At 67.5% G+C, this 19,927-nt stretch carries 13 protein-coding genes; 5 read left to right on the top strand and 8 right to left on the bottom strand.

Features of this window, described 5'->3' with window-relative positions:
* Positions 1-13 precede the first annotated feature (13 nt).
* A complete protein-coding gene (locus AC6I21_RS05415; protein WP_138172990.1) occupies positions 14-1,012 on the bottom strand; it encodes an ABC transporter substrate-binding protein in 999 nt (332 codons plus the stop codon).
* A 420-nt stretch (positions 1,013-1,432) separates the two neighbouring features.
* On the opposite strand from AC6I21_RS05415, the gene hrpA reads away from it, so the two are divergent.
* From hrpA to AC6I21_RS05400, 3 genes are all read left to right on the top strand, one after another.
* Positions 1,433-5,392, top strand: a complete 3,960-nt coding sequence (hrpA, locus tag AC6I21_RS05410; protein WP_138172988.1) for an ATP-dependent RNA helicase HrpA — start codon at positions 1,433-1,435, stop codon at positions 5,390-5,392.
* Positions 5,393-5,617: 225 nt separating this feature from the next.
* Positions 5,618-7,879 (top strand): HNH endonuclease signature motif containing protein, encoded by a 2,262-nt coding sequence (locus AC6I21_RS05405; protein WP_138172986.1) that lies wholly within the window; start codon positions 5,618-5,620, stop codon positions 7,877-7,879.
* 15 nt (positions 7,880-7,894) lie between these two features.
* On the top strand, positions 7,895-8,548 hold the full coding sequence (locus AC6I21_RS05400; RefSeq protein WP_246049786.1) for a class I SAM-dependent methyltransferase: 654 nt from the start codon (positions 7,895-7,897) through the stop codon (positions 8,546-8,548).
* Positions 8,549-8,741: 193 nt separating this feature from the next.
* On the opposite strand, the gene AC6I21_RS05395 is transcribed toward AC6I21_RS05400, so the two are convergent.
* The 3 genes from AC6I21_RS05395 to AC6I21_RS05385 all read right to left on the bottom strand — a co-directional run bounded on the left by AC6I21_RS05395 (position 8,742) and on the right by AC6I21_RS05385 (position 10,768).
* Positions 8,742-9,167 carry an HIT family protein gene (locus AC6I21_RS05395; RefSeq protein WP_138172984.1) on the bottom strand — a complete coding sequence of 142 codons (426 nt, stop codon included), beginning with the start codon at positions 9,165-9,167 and terminating at the stop codon, positions 8,742-8,744.
* A gap of 75 nt (positions 9,168-9,242) precedes the next feature.
* The gene (locus AC6I21_RS05390; protein ID WP_138172982.1) at positions 9,243-10,082 is read right to left on the bottom strand and encodes a sulfurtransferase; all 840 of its coding nucleotides are present in this window, start codon (positions 10,080-10,082) and stop codon (positions 9,243-9,245) included.
* On the bottom strand, positions 10,079-10,768 hold the full coding sequence (locus AC6I21_RS05385; protein WP_138172980.1) for an MBL fold metallo-hydrolase: 690 nt from the start codon (positions 10,766-10,768) through the stop codon (positions 10,079-10,081). Before AC6I21_RS05385 ends, AC6I21_RS05390 begins: the two co-directional genes overlap by 4 nt.
* Positions 10,769-10,904: 136 nt before the next feature.
* On the opposite strand from AC6I21_RS05385, the gene AC6I21_RS05380 reads away from it, so the two are divergent.
* On the top strand, positions 10,905-11,354 hold the full coding sequence (locus AC6I21_RS05380) for a Fur family transcriptional regulator (RefSeq protein ID WP_138172978.1): 450 nt from the start codon (positions 10,905-10,907) through the stop codon (positions 11,352-11,354).
* A gap of 65 nt (positions 11,355-11,419) precedes the next feature.
* Here AC6I21_RS05380 and AC6I21_RS05375 read toward each other — a convergent pair whose 3' ends face one another.
* The 4 genes from AC6I21_RS05375 to AC6I21_RS05360 all read right to left on the bottom strand — a co-directional run bounded on the left by AC6I21_RS05375 (position 11,420) and on the right by AC6I21_RS05360 (position 15,728).
* Entirely contained in the window at positions 11,420-12,277 is an 858-nt protein-coding gene (locus tag AC6I21_RS05375) for a metal ABC transporter permease (RefSeq protein ID WP_138172976.1), read from the bottom strand.
* A gap of 2 nt (positions 12,278-12,279) precedes the next feature.
* Complete coding sequence (locus AC6I21_RS05370; protein WP_497763157.1) at positions 12,280-13,170, bottom strand: metal ABC transporter ATP-binding protein; 891 nt, start codon at positions 13,168-13,170, stop codon at positions 12,280-12,282.
* Between the two features lie 148 nt (positions 13,171-13,318).
* On the bottom strand, positions 13,319-14,413 hold the full coding sequence (locus tag AC6I21_RS05365; RefSeq protein ID WP_054821503.1) for a hemolysin family protein: 1,095 nt from the start codon (positions 14,411-14,413) through the stop codon (positions 13,319-13,321).
* Entirely contained in the window at positions 14,406-15,728 is a 1,323-nt protein-coding gene (locus AC6I21_RS05360) for a hemolysin family protein (RefSeq protein ID WP_138172972.1), read from the bottom strand. The genes AC6I21_RS05365 and AC6I21_RS05360 overlap by 8 nt, the downstream gene beginning before the upstream one ends.
* A 429-nt stretch (positions 15,729-16,157) precedes the next feature.
* Here AC6I21_RS05360 and AC6I21_RS05355 point away from each other — a divergent pair, with 429 nt between their 5' ends.
* Positions 16,158-19,916 (top strand): multifunctional oxoglutarate decarboxylase/oxoglutarate dehydrogenase thiamine pyrophosphate-binding subunit/dihydrolipoyllysine-residue succinyltransferase subunit, encoded by a 3,759-nt coding sequence (locus AC6I21_RS05355; RefSeq protein WP_138172970.1) that lies wholly within the window; start codon positions 16,158-16,160, stop codon positions 19,914-19,916.
* The last annotated feature ends 11 nt before the right edge of the window (positions 19,917-19,927 follow it).

The following is a 19,927-nucleotide window of genomic DNA, read 5'->3' as shown; positions in this document are numbered from 1 at the left end:
GTTGGTTGCCGGTTTAGTAGACTTCAGCGGCCTTGTCGACCAGTTCCTGCGGGAACTGCATGTCGATCTTCTTCGCCGCCTCTTCGTTCAGGTAGAGGTCCACGTCCTGCAGGGTTTCCACCGGCAGGGTCTTGGCCTCGGCCTCACCCTTGAGCAGCTTCACGGCCATGGCCGCGGTCTGCTCGCCCAGCTTCTCGTAGTTGATGCCGTAGGTGGCGGTCGCGCCGCGCTTGACCGATTCGCCGTCTGCGGCGATGACCGGGACCTTCTTGTTGTTCGCGGTCTGCAGCAGGCCCTCCAGCGCGGAAACCACCGCGTTGTCGGTCGGCACGTAGAAGGCGTCAACGTCCAGCGAGTTCGCCGACTGCTGCACCTCGCTGGAGGCGGAGATCGCCGACTCCTTGATCTCCAGGCCCAGCTTCTGCGCCGCTTCCTTCGCCCACTTCACCTGGACCACGGAGTTCGCCTCACCCGAGGAGTAGACGATGCCCACGGTCTTGGCGTCCGGGGCCAGTTCCTTCAGCAGCGCCAGCTGCTCGTCGACCGGGTTCTTGTCCGAGGTGCCGGTCACGTTCGCGCCCGGTTCCTCATTGGACTGCACCAGCTTGGCATCCACCGGGTCGGTGACCGCGGAGAAGACCACCGGGATGTTGGTGACCGCCTGGGCGGCGGCCTGCGCGGTCGGGGTGGCTACGGCCAGCACCAGGTCCATGTCCGAATCCGAGGCGAACTTGCCCACGATCGAGGTGTTGGTGGCCTGGTCGCCCTGCGCGTTGTTGTCGTCGTACTGGACCTTATCGCCCTCGTAGCCGGCGTCGGCCATGCCCTTCTTGAAGCCGCTGACCACCGCGTCCAGGGACGGGTGCGAGGTAATCTGCGAGATGCCGATCTTGACGGTTTCGCCCTCGGCGGGCGCGTCGCCGCTGCCTCCCCCATTGCTGCCGCAGGCGGTCAGCGCGAGCGCACCGGTTGCCGCCAGCGCGGCGAATTTCATGGCCGTGAAGCGTTTCATCGTCTTCCTTTCGAAGTCCCCTATGCGAGTGAGTGCTCCCCACCACGAGCTGGCACGGGTGGCGCCGGGGTCCGGGACCGCTACCGCCGGCGTCCTTGCCACGTGATGACGATTACCCATGATCTTACATGTGAAAGAACTCACTTTGCCCACGGCTTTACGCCTGTCGTAGACACTTTTTATTCGATGCACCGGATTTCGTCGAACTTTTCCGTCCATTCCCGCTCCCGCTGGCCGATGCGTACATCCGCCCCGGGCGCGGACGGGGCACCCGTGGACGAAATGCATACTTGACTTTGCCGCACTGTGATTTGGCGCAACACCGCGCAGGTCCGGTCCCGGCACCGATCCCGCAGGCGCAGCCCGCAAAACCGGCGGCTTCGCGGTTTACCGGGCCGCCACCCTAGAATTGGCAGTACCATGGCGCTACAGATCTCATATCCCGACGCACTGCCCGTCTCGGCCCGCCGCGAGGACATCCTCGACGCGGTGCGCAACAACCAGGTCGTGATCATCGCCGGCGAAACCGGTTCGGGAAAAACCACCCAGCTGCCCAAGATGCTGCTGGAGCTGGGCCTGGCCGAACGCGGGATGATCGGGCACACCCAGCCCCGCCGCCTGGCAGCACGCACCGTGGCCGAACGCATCGCCGAGGAGCTGGGCACCAAGATCGGCGACGAGGTCGGCTTCCACGTGCGCTTCACCGGCGAGGTGTCCCGGCGCACCCAGCTGAAGGTGATGACCGACGGCATCCTGCTGGCCGAGATCCAGCGCGACAAGCTGCTGAAGAAATACTCGGCGATCATCATCGACGAGGCGCACGAACGCAGCCTGAACATCGACTTCCTGCTCGGGTACCTGAAGCAGATCATGCCCCGGCGTCCGGATCTGAAGATCATCATCACCTCGGCGACCATCGACCCCGAACGCTTCGCCGCCCACTTTGGGCGCACCCTGCCCGACGGGCAGACCGAACCGGCCCCGATCCTGGAGGTCTCCGGACGCACCTACCCCGTGGAGATCCGCTACCGGCCGCTGGACGAGCCGCTCGGGGACGAGGCGGAGGAGGACGCCAACGGCGACTCGCTGGAAGATGACCGCGACCCGCTGGACGCGGTCACCGAGGCGGTGCGCGAACTGTCCCGGGAGGAACCCGGGGACATCCTGATCTTCTTCTCCGGCGAACGCGAAATCCGCGACGCCGCCGACGCGCTGCGCACCCTGGTGGCCGGCAACCGGCGCCTGCCGCGCTATGAGATCCTGCCGCTGTTCGCCCGCCTGTCCCTGGCCGAGCAGCACAAGGTCTTCCACCCCGGCCCGGCCCCGCGCCTCATCCTGGCCACGAACGTGGCCGAAACCTCGCTGACCGTGCCGGGCATCAAGTACGTGATCGACACCGGCACCGCGCGCATCTCCCGCTACTCGCACCGCACCAAGGTCCAGCGCCTGCCCATCGAACGGGTCTCCCAGGCCAGCGCGAACCAGCGCTCGGGGCGCTGCGGGCGCGTCTCGGAGGGCATCGCCATCCGGCTCTACTCCCAGCAGGACTACGAGGCACGCCCCGAATTCACCGACCCGGAGATCCGGCGCACCAACCTGGCCAGCGTGATCCTGCAGATGATCTCCCTGGGCGTGGTGGACTCCGCCGGCCAGGTGGCCAGCTTCCCGTTCGTCCAGCCCCCGGAAATGCGTGCCATCACCGACGGGGTGAACCTGCTGCGCGAACTGGGCGCCCTGTCCAGCGACAAGGCCGCCCAGGTCACCGACGTCGGGCGCCAGCTGGCCCAGCTGCCGCTGGATGTGCGCCTGGGGCGGATGATCGTGGAGGGGGCCCGGCGCGGGGTCGCCAAGGAGCTGATGGTGCTCACCGCGGCGCTGAGCATCCAGGACCCGCGCGAACGGCCCAGCCAGGAAACCGGGCAGCGCGAACGCGCCGCGGAACTGCACCGGCGCTTCACCGACGAGAAGTCCGACTTCATCGCCCTGCTGAACCTGTGGGCCTACCTGCAGGAAAAGCAGAAGGAGCTCTCCTCCTCCGCGTTCCGCCGGCTGTGCAAGGCCGAGCACATCAACTACCTGCGGGTGCGCGAATGGCAGGACCTGTTCACCCAGCTACGCCAGCTGGCCAAGCCGCTGGGGATCAGCGTGGCCGCCGAACCGATCAACCCGGCCGCCAACGAGAACACCGTGCACATGAGCCTGCTGGCCGGGCTGCTCTCCCACATCGGGATGTACGACGAACGCAAGCGCGACTACACCGGGGCGCGCGGCACCCGTTTTGCGATCTTCCCCGGCTCCGGGCTGTTCAAGAAGTCCCCCAGCTGGGTGATGGCCGCCGAGCTGGTGGAAACCTCCCGGCTCTGGGCCCGGGTCAACGCGGCGATCAACCCCGAATGGGTGGAGCAGGTCGCCCCGCACCTGCTCAAGCACAGCTACTCCGAACCGCACTGGTCCAAGCGCAACGGCGCGGTGCTCGGCTATGAGAAGGTCACCCTGTTCGGGCTGCCGGTCATCGCCCAGCGCCGCATCCAATACTGGCGGGTGGACGCCGAGCTGGCCCGGGACCTGTTCATCCGCCACGCCCTGGTGGAGGGCGACTGGCGCACCCACCACAAGTTCTTCGCCCGCAACCGCCAGGTGCTCCAGGAGATCGACGAACTGGAAACCCGCCTGCGCCGGCGCGACCTGCGGGTCTCGGACGAGGACCTGTTCGACTTCTACGACGCGCGCATCCCCGCCTCGGTCGTCTCCGAGCGCCACTTCGACCGCTGGTGGAAGAAGGCCCGCACCACCGACCCGACACTGCTGGACTTCGATCCCGAGGCGCTGATCGAGGCCGACGCCGAGCAGCTGGATGACGCCGCCTTCCCCACCACCTGGCGCCACGGATCCATCGAGCTGCCGCTGAAGTACGAGTACAACCCGGCCGCCCGGGCCGGCGAGGGCGACGGGGTGAGCCTGCAGGTGCCGGTGGTGTTCCTGAACCAGCTGGACCCGGCCCGCTTCCAGTGGCTGATCCCGGGGCTGCGCCACGAGCTGATCACCGCGCTGATCCGCTCCATGCCCAAGAACGTGCGCAAGAACTTCGTGCCCGCCCCCGACGTCGCCGGCCAGGCGCTGGAAAGGCTGGATGCCGAGTTCGATCCGGCACACGATGACCTGGCCACCTCCCTGGCCCTGGTGCTGCGCCGGCTGCGCGGGGTCGTGGTGGATCCGGCCGTGTTCGACTTCGCCGCGCTGCCCGAGCACCTGCGCTTCGGCTTTGAGGTGCTGGACGCCAACGGCAAGGTCCTGGGCCAGGGCGATGACCTGCCCGCCCTGCAGCACCGGCTGGCCGCCGCCAACCGCCAGGCCCTGGCCGCCCAGGTCAACTCCCCCACCCCGGCCCCGACCCCGGGCAAGCCCGGCACCCCGGCCGCCGGCCCGCGCTCCGGCGCGAAGAAGGGCAAGGGCCCGGCCAAGGCCGACCAGCAGTCCGCCGCGGGCGGCGGCTGGGAGCAGGCCGGGCTGAAGACCTGGCCGAACCTGCCCGGCGAGCACACCGCGCTGCCGCAGCAGGTAAGCACCACCGTGATGGGGCAGCAGATCACCGCCTACCCGGGACTGGCCGACGAGGGCAGCTCCGTGCGCCTGGGCGTGTTCCGCACCGCCGCCGAACGCGACGCCGCCCACCGCGGCGGAGTCATCCGGCTGCTGATGCTGCGCCTGCCCCCGGCCACCAAATTCGTGCTCGGGCACCTGAACAACACCGAGAAACTGGTGTTCACCCAAAGCCCGCACGGCTCCATCGAGGAACTGATCGCCGACTGCACCATGGCCGCCGTGGACAAGCTCGTCCCCGAACAGCTGCCGATGGACGCCGCTGCCTTCGAAGCGCTCTTCCACAGTGTGCGCGCCGAACAGATCGACACCGTCTTTTCGATCACCGCGGTCATCGCCAAGGTCTTCACCAGCTACACCCGGATCACCAAGCAGCTCAAATCCAGCAACTCACTGGCGCTCTACCAGGCCGTCAGCGACATCCGCTCCCAGCTGGAGCAGCTGATCTACCCCGGCTTCATCGCGGTGACCGGGGCGATGAACCTGCTGCGCCTGCCGCGCTACCTGCAGGGCATCGAACGCCGGCTGGAGAAGCTCACCTCCGGCGCCGTGCAGCGCGACGCCCAGGCGATCACGGTGATCCAGAAACTGGAGGACGAGTACGACGCGGCCCTGGAAAAGGTCCCCGCCGGTGCTGCGGTCCCCCACACCCTGCGCCAGGTGAAGTGGATGCTGGAGGAAATGCGCATTTCGCTGTTCGCCCAGGAACTGGGCACCGCCTACTCGGTCAGCGAAAAGCGCATCCGCAAGGCCATCGCCGAAGGACTTGCCGCGCTCTAACCGCATTCCCGCACTCGATCCGGGTTTGGCCCGCAGGGCGGGTCCCGGGGTGGGGTGTGGTGGGCCAGCCACCGGTGGTGGCTGGCCCACTGGTGTTTCCGGCCGGTGTTTCCCGGTGGGTGTTTCCCGCCGGTGGTCCCCGAAAGAATTTTGGGGTTCGTGGGTTATCCCCATCCCGCCGGGCCTGGGTGGGGTGCCCAAGTTTGGTGGGTGATGGTAGGTGGCATGAATCAGGTTTCCCTGGCCACGGCCCTTGAGGTGGTACGCCACCGGGTGCGGCACAACGGTGCGGCACTAGAGGGCACGGTGCTGCGTGAAATCCAGGAACTGTGTACCGGCCTGTTCACCGACCTGGCCGGGCTGGTGGGGGCCACCCACCGGGCACCTGTCGCGTTGGGTGGGGCCAGCTGGGTGGAAGAGCACTACCGGGCGGTGATCCGCGCTCAACTGGCCGCGATCGCCGCGTTGGAAGCCACCGGGGCCCACCGGTTGGAAGTGGGCGAGTATGACCGGTTGCGGCAGGACCCGGCCGGCACCCAGGGCCCGGTGTTGTACGCGACCGGGCGGCCGGTGTACAAGGACACCACCGCGTTGCTGGAGTCCTGGGTCGGGATCAACTATTTCGAGGCCCGCACCCGGGTGGAGGACACCCACCGGGTCCAGGCCCGACGCAACAGTGCCGGGCAAGGCGCTGGCCCACGGTTTGAGCGGCTGGCTGGTTTGTTCAAGGATCCGGGTCGGGACCCGCGCCCGGTGCGGGATGCGGCCCGCCGGTTGGAGGCGTTGGAACCATCCACGGTGGGGCAGGAACTATCCGGGGTGCTGCCAGGAGTCGCAGCCAGGGCCGGGGATGGGCGGTTGTTGGAGGAGCACGCCACCGAGATCCTGGTGGAGCATGACCCGGTGACCGCGGCGAAGCGGTTGACGGGGTTGTGTACCGGGTATCGGAAGGCGAACGAGTCGGTGGCTAAACCGGAGGTCGGGATTTTCCGTCGGGCGACCGTGTTGGGGGTGGATCAGTATTTGATCCGGGTGGAGGGGGTGGATGCGGAGTTGCTGCGTTCAGCGATCGCGCAGGCCGATAATCCACGTACCCAGGCCGGGGCCGCGGCCCGGAGCCTGTCCCGGTCCGGCAGGCCCGGCCCCCAGGACAACACCCAGGCCAGCCCCCAGGACAACACCCAGGCCAGCCCCCAGGACAGCACCCTCTCTGGGGAAACAACCGGTCCTGGCCGTGGTGGGGACCAGGGCTGTGCTGGTGAAGAGAGTGGGCAGGTTCCGGCATGGCTGGTCACGGATCAGCCGCCACCACCCTGGGCGATCGACCCCGACACGGAACCAGGGGTTGCCGACACGGAATCAGGGAATGCTGCTGAAGCCGTCCCGGCTGTCGATTCAGACGTCGGGTCAGGGGCTGCCGGTTCCGGGACTGTGTCACCGCACGACAGTGGGTTGGCCCCCGGCACAGCTGCCGATCAGCCACCTATGACAGGGCCGGAGCGAGCAGGGGCCGCAGCCGATCGGCCGGGTGCCGGTGCTGGTCGTGGGACGGCGTGTCCTGCCAGCACCCCGGCCCCGCAGGGATTCACCCAGCCCCTGGCCGAGCAGGACGAAGCCGACCCAGACCCGACCGGGACAGGCGCGGCTCAGCAAGACAGCGCTGAGGGTCCTGGCCCGGATCGTGTTGAGGGGGTGGAGGCTGCGGTGCCGCGGCGCAGGCTGCAGGCCCTACTGGATTTGATGCGGGCCCGGGTCACCGGGGCCGGGGCGTTGAAGACCATCACCCCGCAGGTCGTGGTGTACATGCAGTTGCAGGACCTGATGGACCTGGCCGAAGGTCATGGCATCACCAGCCGCGGGGTCACCGCCCACGGGGTGGAGCTCGACGCCGGCCAGCTGCGTCAGGCGTTGAGCCGGGCACGGATCATCCCGGTCGTGCTGGGCGGGGATAGCCAGGTCTTGGATGTGGGCCGGGCCCGCCGGGACTTCAACGTGCCGATGTGTACCGGGTTGCAGGCCAGGGACCGGGGGTGCATCATGCCCGGGTGCACCTACCCTCCAGAAATGTGCGAGGCCCACCATTGGAAGAACGGGGGCTGGGCCGGAGGATGTGGCACCAGTGTGGGTGAAGGTGGCCTCTTATGTCCCAGGGAGCATGATGACTATCATGCCGGGAAATTCAAGATCGTTGATGTGAACGGGTTGCCGCATGTGGTGTTGCCCAAGCATCTGGATCCTTCCCAGACCCCGCGGCGTAACCGGTACTGGTTCGCCAGCTGGGAAGACCCTTCCAAACCAGGGCAGCAAGCAGCCCGGCAAAAGCCACCGGAACAAAAACCGGCCCCGGGCCAGACGAACCCGCCAAAGCCAGACGGCCCGCCACCGGATGCCACCAAACGCCGCAGTCGACGTCGGCGGTCGAGGACCGGGCCGGGCCCTGGGCAGGACCCGCCAGCGGCCACCCCACCTAAAGCAGCCGACAGCTAGAGTATTCGGCAACGCTTGCAAAACGACGCGCTCACCGTGCACGGCGATGATATTTTGAAAGCCATGCAAATCAATGATGTCCGGCGGGCCTATGCGGCACGGGCAGCCGAATACTCCGAGGTGCTCGGCTCAATGAGTCAGATGGCGCCGCAGGATCAGGAAGACATCGCCGGCTGGGCACGGAGCATTGTGGGGCCGATCGCCGATGTTGGTTGCGGCCCGGGTCATTGGACGCAGTTTCTGTCGGATCGGGGTGCCGACGTGATCGGTGTGGATTTCGTCGACGAGTTCCTGGACATCGCCCGATCGCGTTTTCCTCAGCAACGCTTCATGAACGCGGATCTGGCCTCGTTGGGTTTCATGGATGGCTCGATGGCAGGGCTGCTCTCGTGGTATTCCACGATCCACTGCGCCCCTGACACTGTACCGGCGATACTGCGGGAATTCGCGCGCGTCCTGCGGCCGCAGGGAACGCTCATGCTGGGGTTCTTCGACGGCGATCGCATTGAGGCCTTCCCCCATCAGGTCATCCGGGCCTACCGCTGGCCCGCGGACTGCATGATCGACGTGCTGGCCGATGCCGGTTTCTCGGTAATAGACCTGAGCACGCGCACCGACCCCGGGGTGCGTCCGCATGCCGCCATCACCGCAAAGCTCGTTCGGCGCTAGGTCTTCCCTCCCCCGGATTGGAAAGACCAGGGCGAATACGCGATGCCGGCATCACTCACCGTCGCTCACGACCTCCTGCTGTGCTGGAGAGAGTGGCGCAGCACCGAATGCGCAACGGCGCGCACCCGGTTCCGTCCGGCTCGGGCGGGGCCGCGGAAATCAGGTGCGCGCCGTGGTCGCTGCGATCGAATAATCAGGCGTCGGGAATGTGGGTGTGTCCGTCTTCCTTCAGTGCCGCGCGCAGCTTCTGCGCATTCGCGTCCATCTTGGCCGGATCCGGGTTCTCATTCACCCGGCCCAGGTCGAAGTCAGCCAACGAGTTCGTCGGCCACACGTGAACGTGCAGGTGCGGCACCTCGAACCCCGCGATCATGATCCCGGCGCGGGCGGAATTGAAGACGCGTTTCTGGGCCCGGCCGATGTTCCCGGCGACCTTCATCAGGTGCGCCATCAGCTCGTCGGAGGCGTCGGTGAACTCGTCGATCTCCTCGCGCGGAACCACCAGGGTGTGGCCGTCGGTGATCGGCCCAATGGTCAGGAAGGCGACGCACTGCTCGTCCTTCCAGATGAAGCGGCCGGGGATCTCGCCTTCGATGATCTTGGTAAACAGGGTGCTCATGTGCGCCTTTCAGTGTTCGACCGGCAGCGGCCGGGGTTGTGCGGTGTGGCGGGGTCAGCTGCGCGCCGTGCCGCGCTAGTGGCGGTGGGTTTCGTCGCTGGTGGCCACGTCGTTTTGCGGGTAGGAGCTGTACTGCGACCAGGACCCCGGGTAGAGCGCCGCGTCGATCCCGGCTTCGTGCAGGGCCAGGATCTGGTGCGCGGCGGTGATCCCGGAACCGCAGTAGGCGGCCGCTGCCCGGCCGGAGGGTTCCAGCCCGAGCTTGGCAAAGCCCGCGCGCAGCTGCTCGGGCTGGCGGAAGCGGGCGGCATCGTCCAGGTTCTCGGTGGTGGGACGGTTCAGCGCCCCGGGGATGTGCCCGGCCACCGGGTCCAGGGGTTCTTCCACCCCCAGGTAGCGGGCGGTGGCGCGCGAATCGATCAGCACGCCGTCGAACCCGGCCAGCTCCTGCATTTCCAGCACCGGCATCTGATTCCAGGACAGGCTCACGGTGCCCGGCTCCACCTTGGGCACCTCGGAGGAGAGGATGCACTTCGCGTCCCGCCAGGCCTGCAGTCCCCCGTCGAGCACCGCGACCTTCGTGAAGCCGGCGTGGCGCAGCAGCCACCAGGCGCGGGCGGCGGCCATCGCCCCGGCGTCGTCGTACACCACCACGCAGCTCTCGTCGTTGATGCCCCAGCCGCGGGCGGCCTGCTGGAACGCGTCGGCGGTGGGCAGCGGGTGGCGCCCGGTGTGCTCCCCGACCGGGCCGGACAGCTCGGTTTCCAGATCCACGAAACGGGCGGCCGGGATGTGCCCGGCCTGGTACTGCTCGCGGTTGTTGGTGGCGCCCAGCTTCCAGCGCACGTCGAGCAGCACCAGGTTGGGGTCTTGCAGTTTCGCGGCCAGGTCGCTGGCCCGGATTAAGGCGCTCATGCGTTTGGCTCCCGGGAGATCAGGTCGTTGATGTCGTAGCTGGTGCCCTGCTCCCAGCGCTGGTAATTGCGCCCCTGGGCCGTGGCGGCGTTGCCCAGCAGCCGGTCGAACAGCCCCAGGCCGTTTTCGTTCAGCAGCCCGTCGTGGATCGGCAGCCACAGCGGCGCGTCGACCTCGGTGGCGAAGTCGATGGTCTGCCCCACCCGCGACCAGGGCGCCATGGCCGGCACCAGCAGCACGTCGGGGTGCAGCCCCACGGGCACCTGCAGGCTGTCGCCGGGGTGGAAGATCCGCTCCCCCAGCAGGTAGCCGATGTTCGCGACCACCGGGATGGAGTGGTGGATGGTGGCGTGGGTGCCGCCAAAGGCGCGCACCTGGATGCCGCCGACGGTGACCTGGGCGCCGGGCTGGATCGGGTCGACCCGCGAGCGGGCGACGGCCGGCAGCAGCTCGTGCAGGGTTTGGACCACCGTCTGCGGGGCGTACACCTGCAGGGTGGGGTTCGCGGTGACTGCCTCGGCGACGACCTCGGGCAGCACATGGTCGGGGTGCTCGTGGGTGATCAGCACGGCCTGCTGCTGCTCGAACGCCCCCTCCAGGTCCGAAAAGCCGCCCGGATCGACCAGGATCGACCCGTCGATGGTGGATACCTCAACACATGAATGACCACGGGATACGATGCGCATACCCCCACACTAGGCGTCCAGCCACACCCGAGGCCAGTCATCGGGCGCATTGCCGGGCGAAGTTGGCTAAAATTGTGGGTGTACCGGCGCCGCCGTTTCGCGCGCCCGTGGCAACTAATAGGAGTGGTGTCCGCATATGACGCAGCCGTCAACCACGCGTGCCGGGGAAACCCGGGTTACCAAGCAGCGTGTGGCATTGAACGAGGCGTTAGTCCAGGTCAACGATTTCGCCACCGCCCAGCAGCTGCACCGCTGGCTGCAGGAGCAGAACCACAAGGTCTCGCTGGCCACCGTGTACCGGCTGCTGCAGTCGATGGCGGACGACGGGCTGGTCGATGTGCTGCATTCGGGCGACGGTGAGGCCCGCTACCGCCAGTGCGTGACCGAGGTGCACCACCATCACCTGGTGTGCCGGGTGTGCGCCAAGACCGTTGAGGTGCTGGCCCCGTCGGTGGAGCGCTGGGCGGCCCGGGTGGCCGAGGAGCACGGCTTCAGCGAGCCGGAGCACACCGTGGAGATCTATGGGCTGTGCGCCGAATGCCGACGGCAGAACCGCGCCGACCAGCCCCGCATCGACGCCAAGTAACCCCCACGCCCGCCACGCCGGCCGCGCCGGGGCGGCGGATCCGGCGACCGGAGCGCCCGGTTCCGCTAGACCTGGTGGCGGCTGGGTGAACGCACGGCCTCGATGAGCCGGCACACCAGGTAGATCACGAACGAAATCGTGGTCACGTACGGGCTGATCGGCAGCGCCCCGCCCAGCGCCAGCAGAATCCCGCCCACCACGCTGGTCAGCGCGAACAGCACCGAGAGCAGCACGGTGACTGCCGGGTTGCTGCTCACCCGCAGGGCGGCGGCGCTGGGGGTGATCAGCAGCGCCAGCACCAGCAGCGCGCCGACCACCTGGATCGACATGGCCACCGCCAGGGCCAGCACCACCATGAACACGATCGACAGCCCGGAGGTGCGCACCCCGCGGGCGCGCGCCAGCACCGGGTCGACGCTGGCATAGGTCAACGGGCGCCACATGATGATCAGGGCGAGGATCACCACGGCGCTGATCACCAGCGTGCCGCCCAGCTGCGCCTCGTCCACGGCGACGATCTGCCCGGTCAGCAGCCCGAACTTGTTCGCGCTGCGCCCCTCGTAGAGGGAGAGGAACAAGATCCCCAGGCCCAGCCCGAAGGGCATCAGCACCCCGGTAATGGAATTGCGGTCCTTCGCCCGGGTGCCCAGCACGCCCAGCACCAGCGCGGCGATCAGCGAGCCGAACACCGAGCCGGTGACCACGTCCGCGCCGATCAGCAGCGCGAAGGAGGCCCCCGCGAAGGACAGTTCGGCGATGCCGTGCACCGCGAAGGCCATGTCGCGCATCATGATGAAGATGCCGATCAGCCCGCCAACCACCCCGAGCACGGCCCCGGCGATCAGGGAGTTGCTCACCAGCGGCAACAGCTGGGCGTAATCCTCGAAATTGATCACGCGCTCAAGAAAATTATCCAACCCCATGCCTATCGTCCCGCCGTACCCGGTTCACGGGTTTCCGGTTCCCCCGTTTCCGGTTCACCCTTCGCCGCCGCCTGGCCATCCGGCCCGCCCTCTTCCGGTGTCACCGGATCGGGCACCTGGCGTTCCCCGTCCCCGGTGACCACCACAATCCGCCCGTTGACCCGCAGCACCTCAACGCGCGATCCGTACAGCTCGCTGAGCACCTCGCTTTGCATGACCTCATCCACGGTCCCGATGTGGAACCGCCCGCCGGCCAGGTACAGCACCCGGTCCACGTAGGGCAGGATCGGGTTGATCTCGTGGGTGACGAAGATGACCGCGCTGCCGGCCTGAACGGCCTGGCGGTGGATCACCTCGCTGATCGCCTGCTGGTGGTGCAGGTCCAGGCTCAGCAGCGGCTCGTCGCACAGCAGCACCCGCGGGTTGGAGGCCAACGCCTGCGCGGCCCGCAGCCGCTGCTGCTCCCCTCCGGAGAGTTCGGCGACCGGGCGCTGCCCGTAGTCGCTGGCGCCGACCAGCTCCAGCAGCTCATCGACGCGCTCGGCCACCTTGCGCCGGGCCAGGCGCACCCCGGGGCGGTGCCCGTCCACGCCCAGGGCCACCAGGTCCCGGGCGCGCAGCGGCACGTGATCGGCGATGGGCCGCTGCTGCGGGATCAGCCCGACCAGTTCCGAGCCGCGGCGCACCGGCTTGCCCTCGATGCGCACGGTGCCGGATTCGAGCACCGTGGTGCCCAGCATGGTGTTGATGAAGCTGGTCTTGCCCGAGCCGTTGGGGCCGAGCACCGCCAGGAATTCACCGGGGCGCACGTCCAGGTCCAGGTCCTGCCACAGCACGCGCGGGCCGAAGGCCAGGCGGGCGTGCTGGAAGGAGACAATCGGTTCTGCTGGCATTCTGCGGCTTTCGTGTGGTTGGTGGGGGCCGGCGCGCGGACGGCAAATGGCCGTGGCCCCGCGTCCTGCGCGGCACCACGGCCATTCTATCCTAATTGCGACTGATTCCTATTTGCGCCCGGCGCGGTTTCGCACCGTGCGCGGCGGATTAAGTGGTTGCCGTTCCCGGGGCGTGGCCGTTGCGCGGCGCACGCGGCGGAACGTGGCGTTTCCGGGTGGTGTCGCTAATCTCACCGACCAGCACCTCGATGATGTCCTCCAGGAACACCACCCCGGTCACCTTCCCGTCCGCGTCGATGACGGTGGACAGGTGGTTGCCCTGCTGGCGCATGGCCTCCAGCGCCACCTCGATCTCATCGGTGTGCGCCACCTGGCCCAGCGGGTGCAGCGGCAGGTTCAGCAGCGGCTGGGTCGAATGCTCGTCGTCGATGAGCATCACGTCCTTCACGTGCCAGTAGCCCACCGGGATCCCCTCGCGGGTGATCATCATGCGCGAAAACCCTGTCTTGGCGACCTTGGACTCGAACTCCCGCGCGGTGGTCTGCCCCCATTCCAGGGTGAACAGGTCCTCCAGCGGCACCATGCACTGGCTGGCGGTCACCGAGGTGAACTCCAACGCCTTGCTCAGCCGGAGCGCGTCCTCGTTCTCCAAGGTGCCCTCCTCGGAGGAGGACTGGATGATCGAGCGCACCTCCGCGGCCGTGTAGGCGCTGCTGACCTCGTTTTGCGGTTCGACGCCAAACATCTTCAGCACCAGGTTCGCCGAACCGTTCAGCAGCGAGATCACCGGGTGCAGCGGCTTGGAGAGCCACACCAGCGGCGGGGCCAACAGCAGCACCGCCTTGTCGGCGACGGACACCGAGATGTTCTTGGGCACCATCTCACCGAAGGTCACGTGCAGGAAGGTCACCGCCACCAGGGCGATCAGGAACGCGCTGGTGTCCGCCACGGCCACCGGCACGCCCATGGCCTGCAGCGGCACCACCAGCAGGTGGTGGATCGCCGGTTCGGAGATGTTCAGGATCAGCAGCGAGCACACGGTGATGCCCAGCTGGCAGACCGCCAGCATCACCGAGACGTGCTCCATCGCCCACAGCGCCACCTTGGCGCGCTTGTGCCCGTCGTCGGCCAGCGGTTCGATCTGCGAGCGGCGCGCGCTCATCACCGCGAACTCGCCGCCCACGAAGAACGCGTTGGCCAGCAGCAGCACCACCAGCCAGATCAGGCCCATGAAGTCACTCATTCTCGGCCTCCTGGATCGGTGCGGCCGGCACGAAGCGCACCTGGGCGATGCGCTTGCCGTCCAGTTCGGTCACGGTGAAGCTGCCGGCCTCGGTGGTGACCACGTCGGCCAGCTGGGCCAGGCGGCCAAGCTCGGAGAGCATGAAGCCGCCGATGGTTTCGTAGGAGGCGTCATCCGGGATGATGTCCGCGTCGAAGTGGTCGTTGATCTGGTCGGGGCGGAACATGCCCGGGAACAGCCAGGCGCCGTCCGGTTGGGCGATCACTTCCTCCTCGTCCTCGTCGTGCTCGTCGGAGACTTCCCCGACGATTTCCTCGATCAGGTCCTCCAGGGTCACGAACCCGGCGGTGCCGCCGTATTCGTCCATCACGATCGCCACCTGGTACTCGGCGGCACGCAGCTGCTCGAGCAGGATGTCCAGGTGGATGGTTTCGGGCACGTACAGCGCGTCCATCGCGAACTCCCCAACCTGCAGGGCGCCGCGGCGTTCGCGCGGCACCGAGACCACGCGCTTGATGTGGCACACGCCCTGGATCCGGTCGCTGGAGCCCTCGATCACCGGGAACCGGGAGAACCCGGTCTCGGCGCTGAGGCTGATCAGCTCCGATAGCGGGGCTTCGGAGTCGATCGTCGCCATGGTGGTGCGCGGGGTCATCACGTCGGCCGCGGTGCGTTCGGAGAATTCAATGGTGGATTCAACGAACTTGGCGGTCTGGTTGTCCAAGGTGCCCAGCTCGGCCGAACGGCGCACCAGCGAGGCCAGCTCCTGGGCGCTGCGGGCCGCGGAGATCTCCTCCTTGGCCTCGATGCCGAAGAACCGCTTGAGCACTTGGTTGGAGAACCCGTTCAGCGCCAGGATGGCGGGCTTGAAGATTGCGGTGAACACCAGTTGCGGGCGGGCCAGCGCCTTGCCCACGGTCATGGCCCGGGCGATCGACAGGTTCTTGGGGATCAGCTCGCCGATCAGCATCGAGAGCAGGGTGGCCAGGGTCATCGAGATCACCACGGAGATTGCGGTGGCGCTGGCGCCGGTGACCCCCAGCTGGACCAGCAGCGGGCTGAGCAGCTGGCTCATCGCCGGCTCCAGCACATAACCGGTCAGCAGCGTGGTCAGCGTGATGCCCAGCTGGCAGGAGGAAAGTTGGGTGGAAAGCGAGGTCAGGCACTGGTAGAGCGGCTTGGCACCGCGTTCGCCGGCCTCAACGGCCTGGGCGACGGTGGACTTGTCCAGCGCCACCAGCGCGAACTCGACGGCCACGAAGAACCCTGTTCCCAGGATCAGCAGCAGGCCGAGCAGGATGTATAACCATTCCATTGGGGGCTAGCTTCCCCCTAGGGCCGGTGTGGTGAAAGTAATTCCAATTGCCGCCCAGCGGCAACTAGAAGGCTCCAATCGGGAGGCGGAGCCCACCTGTTCATGTCTGGGGCTGCCGGCGCTGCGCCCTTGGGCGACCGGCCGGCACGGAGAATGACTGTCCATAGTGCGCATCAGTCTAACGAACGAAGCTTAACTTCGCATCACCGGCAGATGAAAAAGATGAACGGCACAAATCCCCCGGTGAGCGGGAGATATGTGAGCATCCGATCCTGTGATCCGTGCCGCGTCTTAGCCAACTGGCGCAAAATGTCACTAGACTGTTGGGAGGTCTAGAAATCTTGTGTGCACGGTGGCCACTCATAGCGTCCTCGGGCCACCGCCCGCCCAAGCTAGAACAGCGTAGAAAATCAGGGAGAGGCGTTGCACGTGCCAGAGCAAGCACACCATCGGCTAACGGAAGAGTTCGGTGGAAACGAGTGGCTAGTAGACGAGCTGTACCAGCAGTACCTCGTCGACAAGAACTCGGTCGATAAGAAATGGTGGGACATCTTCGAGTCCCTCACCGCAGACGAGGAAGAACCGGCGAAGAAGCCGGCTGCGGAAGCCAAGCCGGCCCAGCCCGCCGCGAAGCCGCAGAGCGCCCCGGCCAAGACCCAGGGTGCCCCGCGCGCGGCCGCTGCCGCCCGCTCCAGCGAGCCGGCGGCGGAGAAGCCGCAGGCCGCCAAGCCGGAGCCGAGCAAGCAGAACGCCGCGCCGAAAACCGCCCCGATCCCGGCGCAGGCCCCCAAACCCCAGACTTCGAACCAGTCCTATGGCGAGGAGAAGCGCACCGTGCTGCGCGGGCCGATGAAGGCCATCGCCAACAACATGGACGCCAGCCTCACCGTGCCGACCGCCACCACCGTGCGCGCCGTGCCGGCGAAGCTGATGATCGACAACCGCGTGGTCATCAACAACCACCTCAAGCGCACCCGCGGCGGGAAGATCTCCTTCACCCACCTGATCGGCTTCGCCGTGGTGCGGGCGCTGAAGCAGTTCCCGTCGATGAACGTGACCTACGACGTGGTGGACAAGAAGCCCACCGCCGTGCAGCCGGCCCACGTGAACTTCGGCATCGCCATCGACATGCCCAAGCCCGACGGCACCCGCATGCTGGCCGTGCCGAACATCAAGGCCGCCGAGACCCTGAGCTTCAACGAGTTCTGGGCCACCTATGAGGACCTGATCAAGCGCGCGCGGGGCAACAAGCTCACCGCGGACGACTACGCCGGCACCACCGTGTCGCTGACCAACCCCGGCGGCATCGGCACCGTGCACTCGGTGCCGCGCCTGTCCAAGGGCCAGGCCGCGATCATCGGCGTCGGCGCCCTGGAGTACCCGGCCGAGTACCGCGGCGCGGCGGAGAAGACCGTCGCCGCCCTGGGCATCGGCAAGCACATCACCCTGACCTCGACCTACGACCACCGCGTCATCCAGGGCGCCGGTTCTGGCGAATTCCTGAAGCTGGTCGAGTCGCTGCTGCTGGGTGAGCAGGACTTCTACGACGAGATCTTCGAGCAGCTGCGCATCCCGTACGAGCCGGTGCGCTGGGCCGTGGACAACCAGGTCGACATCGACCTGCAGGTCAACAAGGTCGCCCGGATCCAGCAGCTGATCCACTCCTACCGCGTGCGCGGGCACCTGATGGCGGACATCAACCCGCTGGAGTACGTGCAGCGCAAGCACCCGGACCTGGACATCAAGACCTACGGGCTGACCCTGTGGGACCTGGACCGCGAATGGGTCACCGGCGGGCTGGGCGGCAAGGACCGGATGCTGCTGCGCGACATCCTCGGGGTGCTGCGCGACGCCTACTGCCGCACCACCGGCATCGAGTACATGCACCTGCAGGAGCCGGTGGAGCGCGACTGGTTCCAGTCCAAGCTGGAGCGCCCGTACCGCAAGCCCAGCGCCGAGGAGCAGAAGCGGATCCTGTCCAAGCTCAACGCCGCCGAGGCGTTTGAGACCTTCCTGCAGACCAAGTTCGTCGGGCAGAAGCGCTTCAGCCTGGAAGGCGGCGAGTCGCTGATTCCGCTGCTGGATGCGATCATCTCCGACGCCGCCGACGAGCACCTGAGCGAGGTGGGCATCGGCATGGCCCACCGCGGCCGGCTGAACGTGCTGACCAACATCGCCGGCAAGACCTACGCACAGGTCTTCCGCGAGTTCGAGGGCACCGCCACCCCGGGGTCCGTGCAGGGTTCGGGCGACGTGAAGTACCACCTGGGCACCGAGGGCTCCTACACCTCGGATGCCGGCAACGAGACCAAGGTCTACCTGGCGGCGAACCCCTCGCACCTGGAGGCCGTGGACCCGGTGCTGGAGGGCATCGTGCGCGCCAAGCTGGACCGCCTGGGCTCGCGCAGCGAAGTGCTGCCGATCCTGGTGCACGGCGACGCCGCGTTCGCCGGGCAGGGTGTGGTCTCCGAGGTCCTGGCCATGAGCCAGCTGCCGGGCTACCGCACCGGCGGCACGATCCACGTGATCGTGAACAACCAGATCGGCTTCACCACCGCCCCGAGCTCCTCGCGCTCCTCGGAGTACTCCACCGACGTGGCCCGCGCCGTGCAGGCCCCGGTCTTCCACGTCAACGGGGATGACCCGGAGGACGTGGTGCGCGTGGGCCAGCTGGCCTTCGAGTACCGCCAGAAGTTCAACAAGGACGTCGTGATCGACCTGGTGTGCTACCGCCGCCGCGGGCACAACGAGGGCGATGACCCGTCGATGACCCAGCCGATGATGTACAACCTGATCGAGGCCAAGCGCTCGACCCGCAAGCTGTACACCGAGGCGCTGGTCGGCCGCGGCGACATCACCCAGGAGGAGGCCGACAACGCGTTGGCCGAGTACCGCGAGTCGCTGGAGCGGATCTTCTCCGAGACCCACGCCGCGCAGACCTCCCCGATCCCGATCGTCACCCCGGGTTCGACCATCAACGACCTGGAGAAGCCGTTCGCCCAGGCCGAGGATGAGCTGACCCGCGACGGGGCCCGCCCCAGCGCGATCTCCGCGCAGACCGTGGCCGCCATCGGCAAGGCGCACCTGGCGATCCCCGAGGGCTTCAACGTGCACAACAAGCTGCGTTCCCTGCTGGAGCGCCGCGAGAAGATGAGCCGCGAGGGCGGCATCGACTGGGGCTTCGCCGAGCTGCTGGCCCTGGGCTCGCTCTCCATGGAGGGTGTGCCGGTGCGCCTGGCCGGCCAGGACTCGCGCCGCGGCACCTTCGTGCAGCGCCACTCGATGTTCCACGACCGGATCAACGACGAGGAATGGTACCCGCTGAACCACCTCAGCGAGGACCAGGCCCCGATCTGGATCTACGATTCGCTGCTCAGCGAATACGCGGCCCTGGGCTTCGAGTACGGCTACTCGGTGGAGCGCCCGGACGCGCTGGTGATGTGGGAGGCGCAGTTCGGCGACTTCGTCAACGGCGCCCAGACGGTGATCGACGAGTTCATCTCCTCGGCCGAGCAGAAGTGGTCGCAGTCCTCCTCCCTGGTGATGCTGCTGCCGCACGGCTACGAAGGCCAGGGCCCGGACCACTCCTCCGCCCGCATCGAGCGCTTCCTGCAGCTGTGCGCGGAGAACAACATGGTCGTGGCCCAGCCCTCCACCGGCGCCAACCACTTCCACCTGCTGCGCCGCCAGGCCTACGCCCGTCCGCGCAAGCCGCTGATCGTGTTCACCCCGAAGCAGCTGCTGCGCCTGAAGGCGGCGGCCACCTCGGTGGAGGACTTCACCACCGGCGGCTTCCGCGAGGTCATCGGGGACAGCTCGATCTCCGATAACAACGCGGTGGACAAGGTGCTGCTGGTCTCCGGCCGGTTGTACTACGACCTGCTGGCCACCCGCACCAAGGCCAAGGACGAGAAGACCGCGATCATCCGCGTGGAGCAGCTCTACCCGGCCCCGACCGAGCAGATCGCCGCGGAACTGGCCAAGTACCCGAACGCGAAGGTCAGCTGGGTGCAGGACGAGCCGGCCAACCAGGGCCCGTGGCCGTTCTTCGGCCTGTACGTGGCCCCGAGCCTGGAGCAGAAGGTCACCCTGGTCTCCCGCCCGGCGTCGGCCGCCACCAGCGCCGGCACCTCCAAGCGGCACGAGGCCGAGCAGGCCGTGCTGCTGCAGCAGGCGTTCGCCCGCTAAACCGGCCCTGA

It is taken from the genome of Glutamicibacter sp. St.4D3 (genome assembly GCF_059728615.1).
Note: the sequence above shows the minus strand (reverse complement) of the source record. Positions and strands in the feature narration are given on the sequence as shown.

Coding starts and splice junctions, on each gene's coding strand:
- AC6I21_RS05405 (WP_138172986.1), top strand. CDS start 5,618: ATGAATCAGGTTTCCCTGGCCACGGCCCTTGAGGTGGTACGCCACCGG.
- AC6I21_RS05370 (WP_497763157.1), bottom strand. CDS start 13,170: ATGCCAGCAGAACCGATTGTCTCCTTCCAGCACGCCCGCCTGGCCTTC.
- AC6I21_RS05360 (WP_138172972.1), bottom strand. CDS start 15,728: ATGGAATGGTTATACATCCTGCTCGGCCTGCTGCTGATCCTGGGAACA.
- AC6I21_RS05375 (WP_138172976.1), bottom strand. CDS start 12,277: ATGGGGTTGGATAATTTTCTTGAGCGCGTGATCAATTTCGAGGATTAC.
- AC6I21_RS05380 (WP_138172978.1), top strand. CDS start 10,905: ATGACGCAGCCGTCAACCACGCGTGCCGGGGAAACCCGGGTTACCAAG.
- AC6I21_RS05395 (WP_138172984.1), bottom strand. CDS start 9,167: ATGAGCACCCTGTTTACCAAGATCATCGAAGGCGAGATCCCCGGCCGC.
- AC6I21_RS05385 (WP_138172980.1), bottom strand. CDS start 10,768: ATGCGCATCGTATCCCGTGGTCATTCATGTGTTGAGGTATCCACCATC.
- hrpA (WP_138172988.1), top strand. CDS start 1,433: ATGGCGCTACAGATCTCATATCCCGACGCACTGCCCGTCTCGGCCCGC.
- AC6I21_RS05365 (WP_054821503.1), bottom strand. CDS start 14,413: ATGAGTGACTTCATGGGCCTGATCTGGCTGGTGGTGCTGCTGCTGGCC.
- AC6I21_RS05390 (WP_138172982.1), bottom strand. CDS start 10,082: ATGAGCGCCTTAATCCGGGCCAGCGACCTGGCCGCGAAACTGCAAGAC.
- AC6I21_RS05415 (WP_138172990.1), bottom strand. CDS start 1,012: ATGAAACGCTTCACGGCCATGAAATTCGCCGCGCTGGCGGCAACCGGT.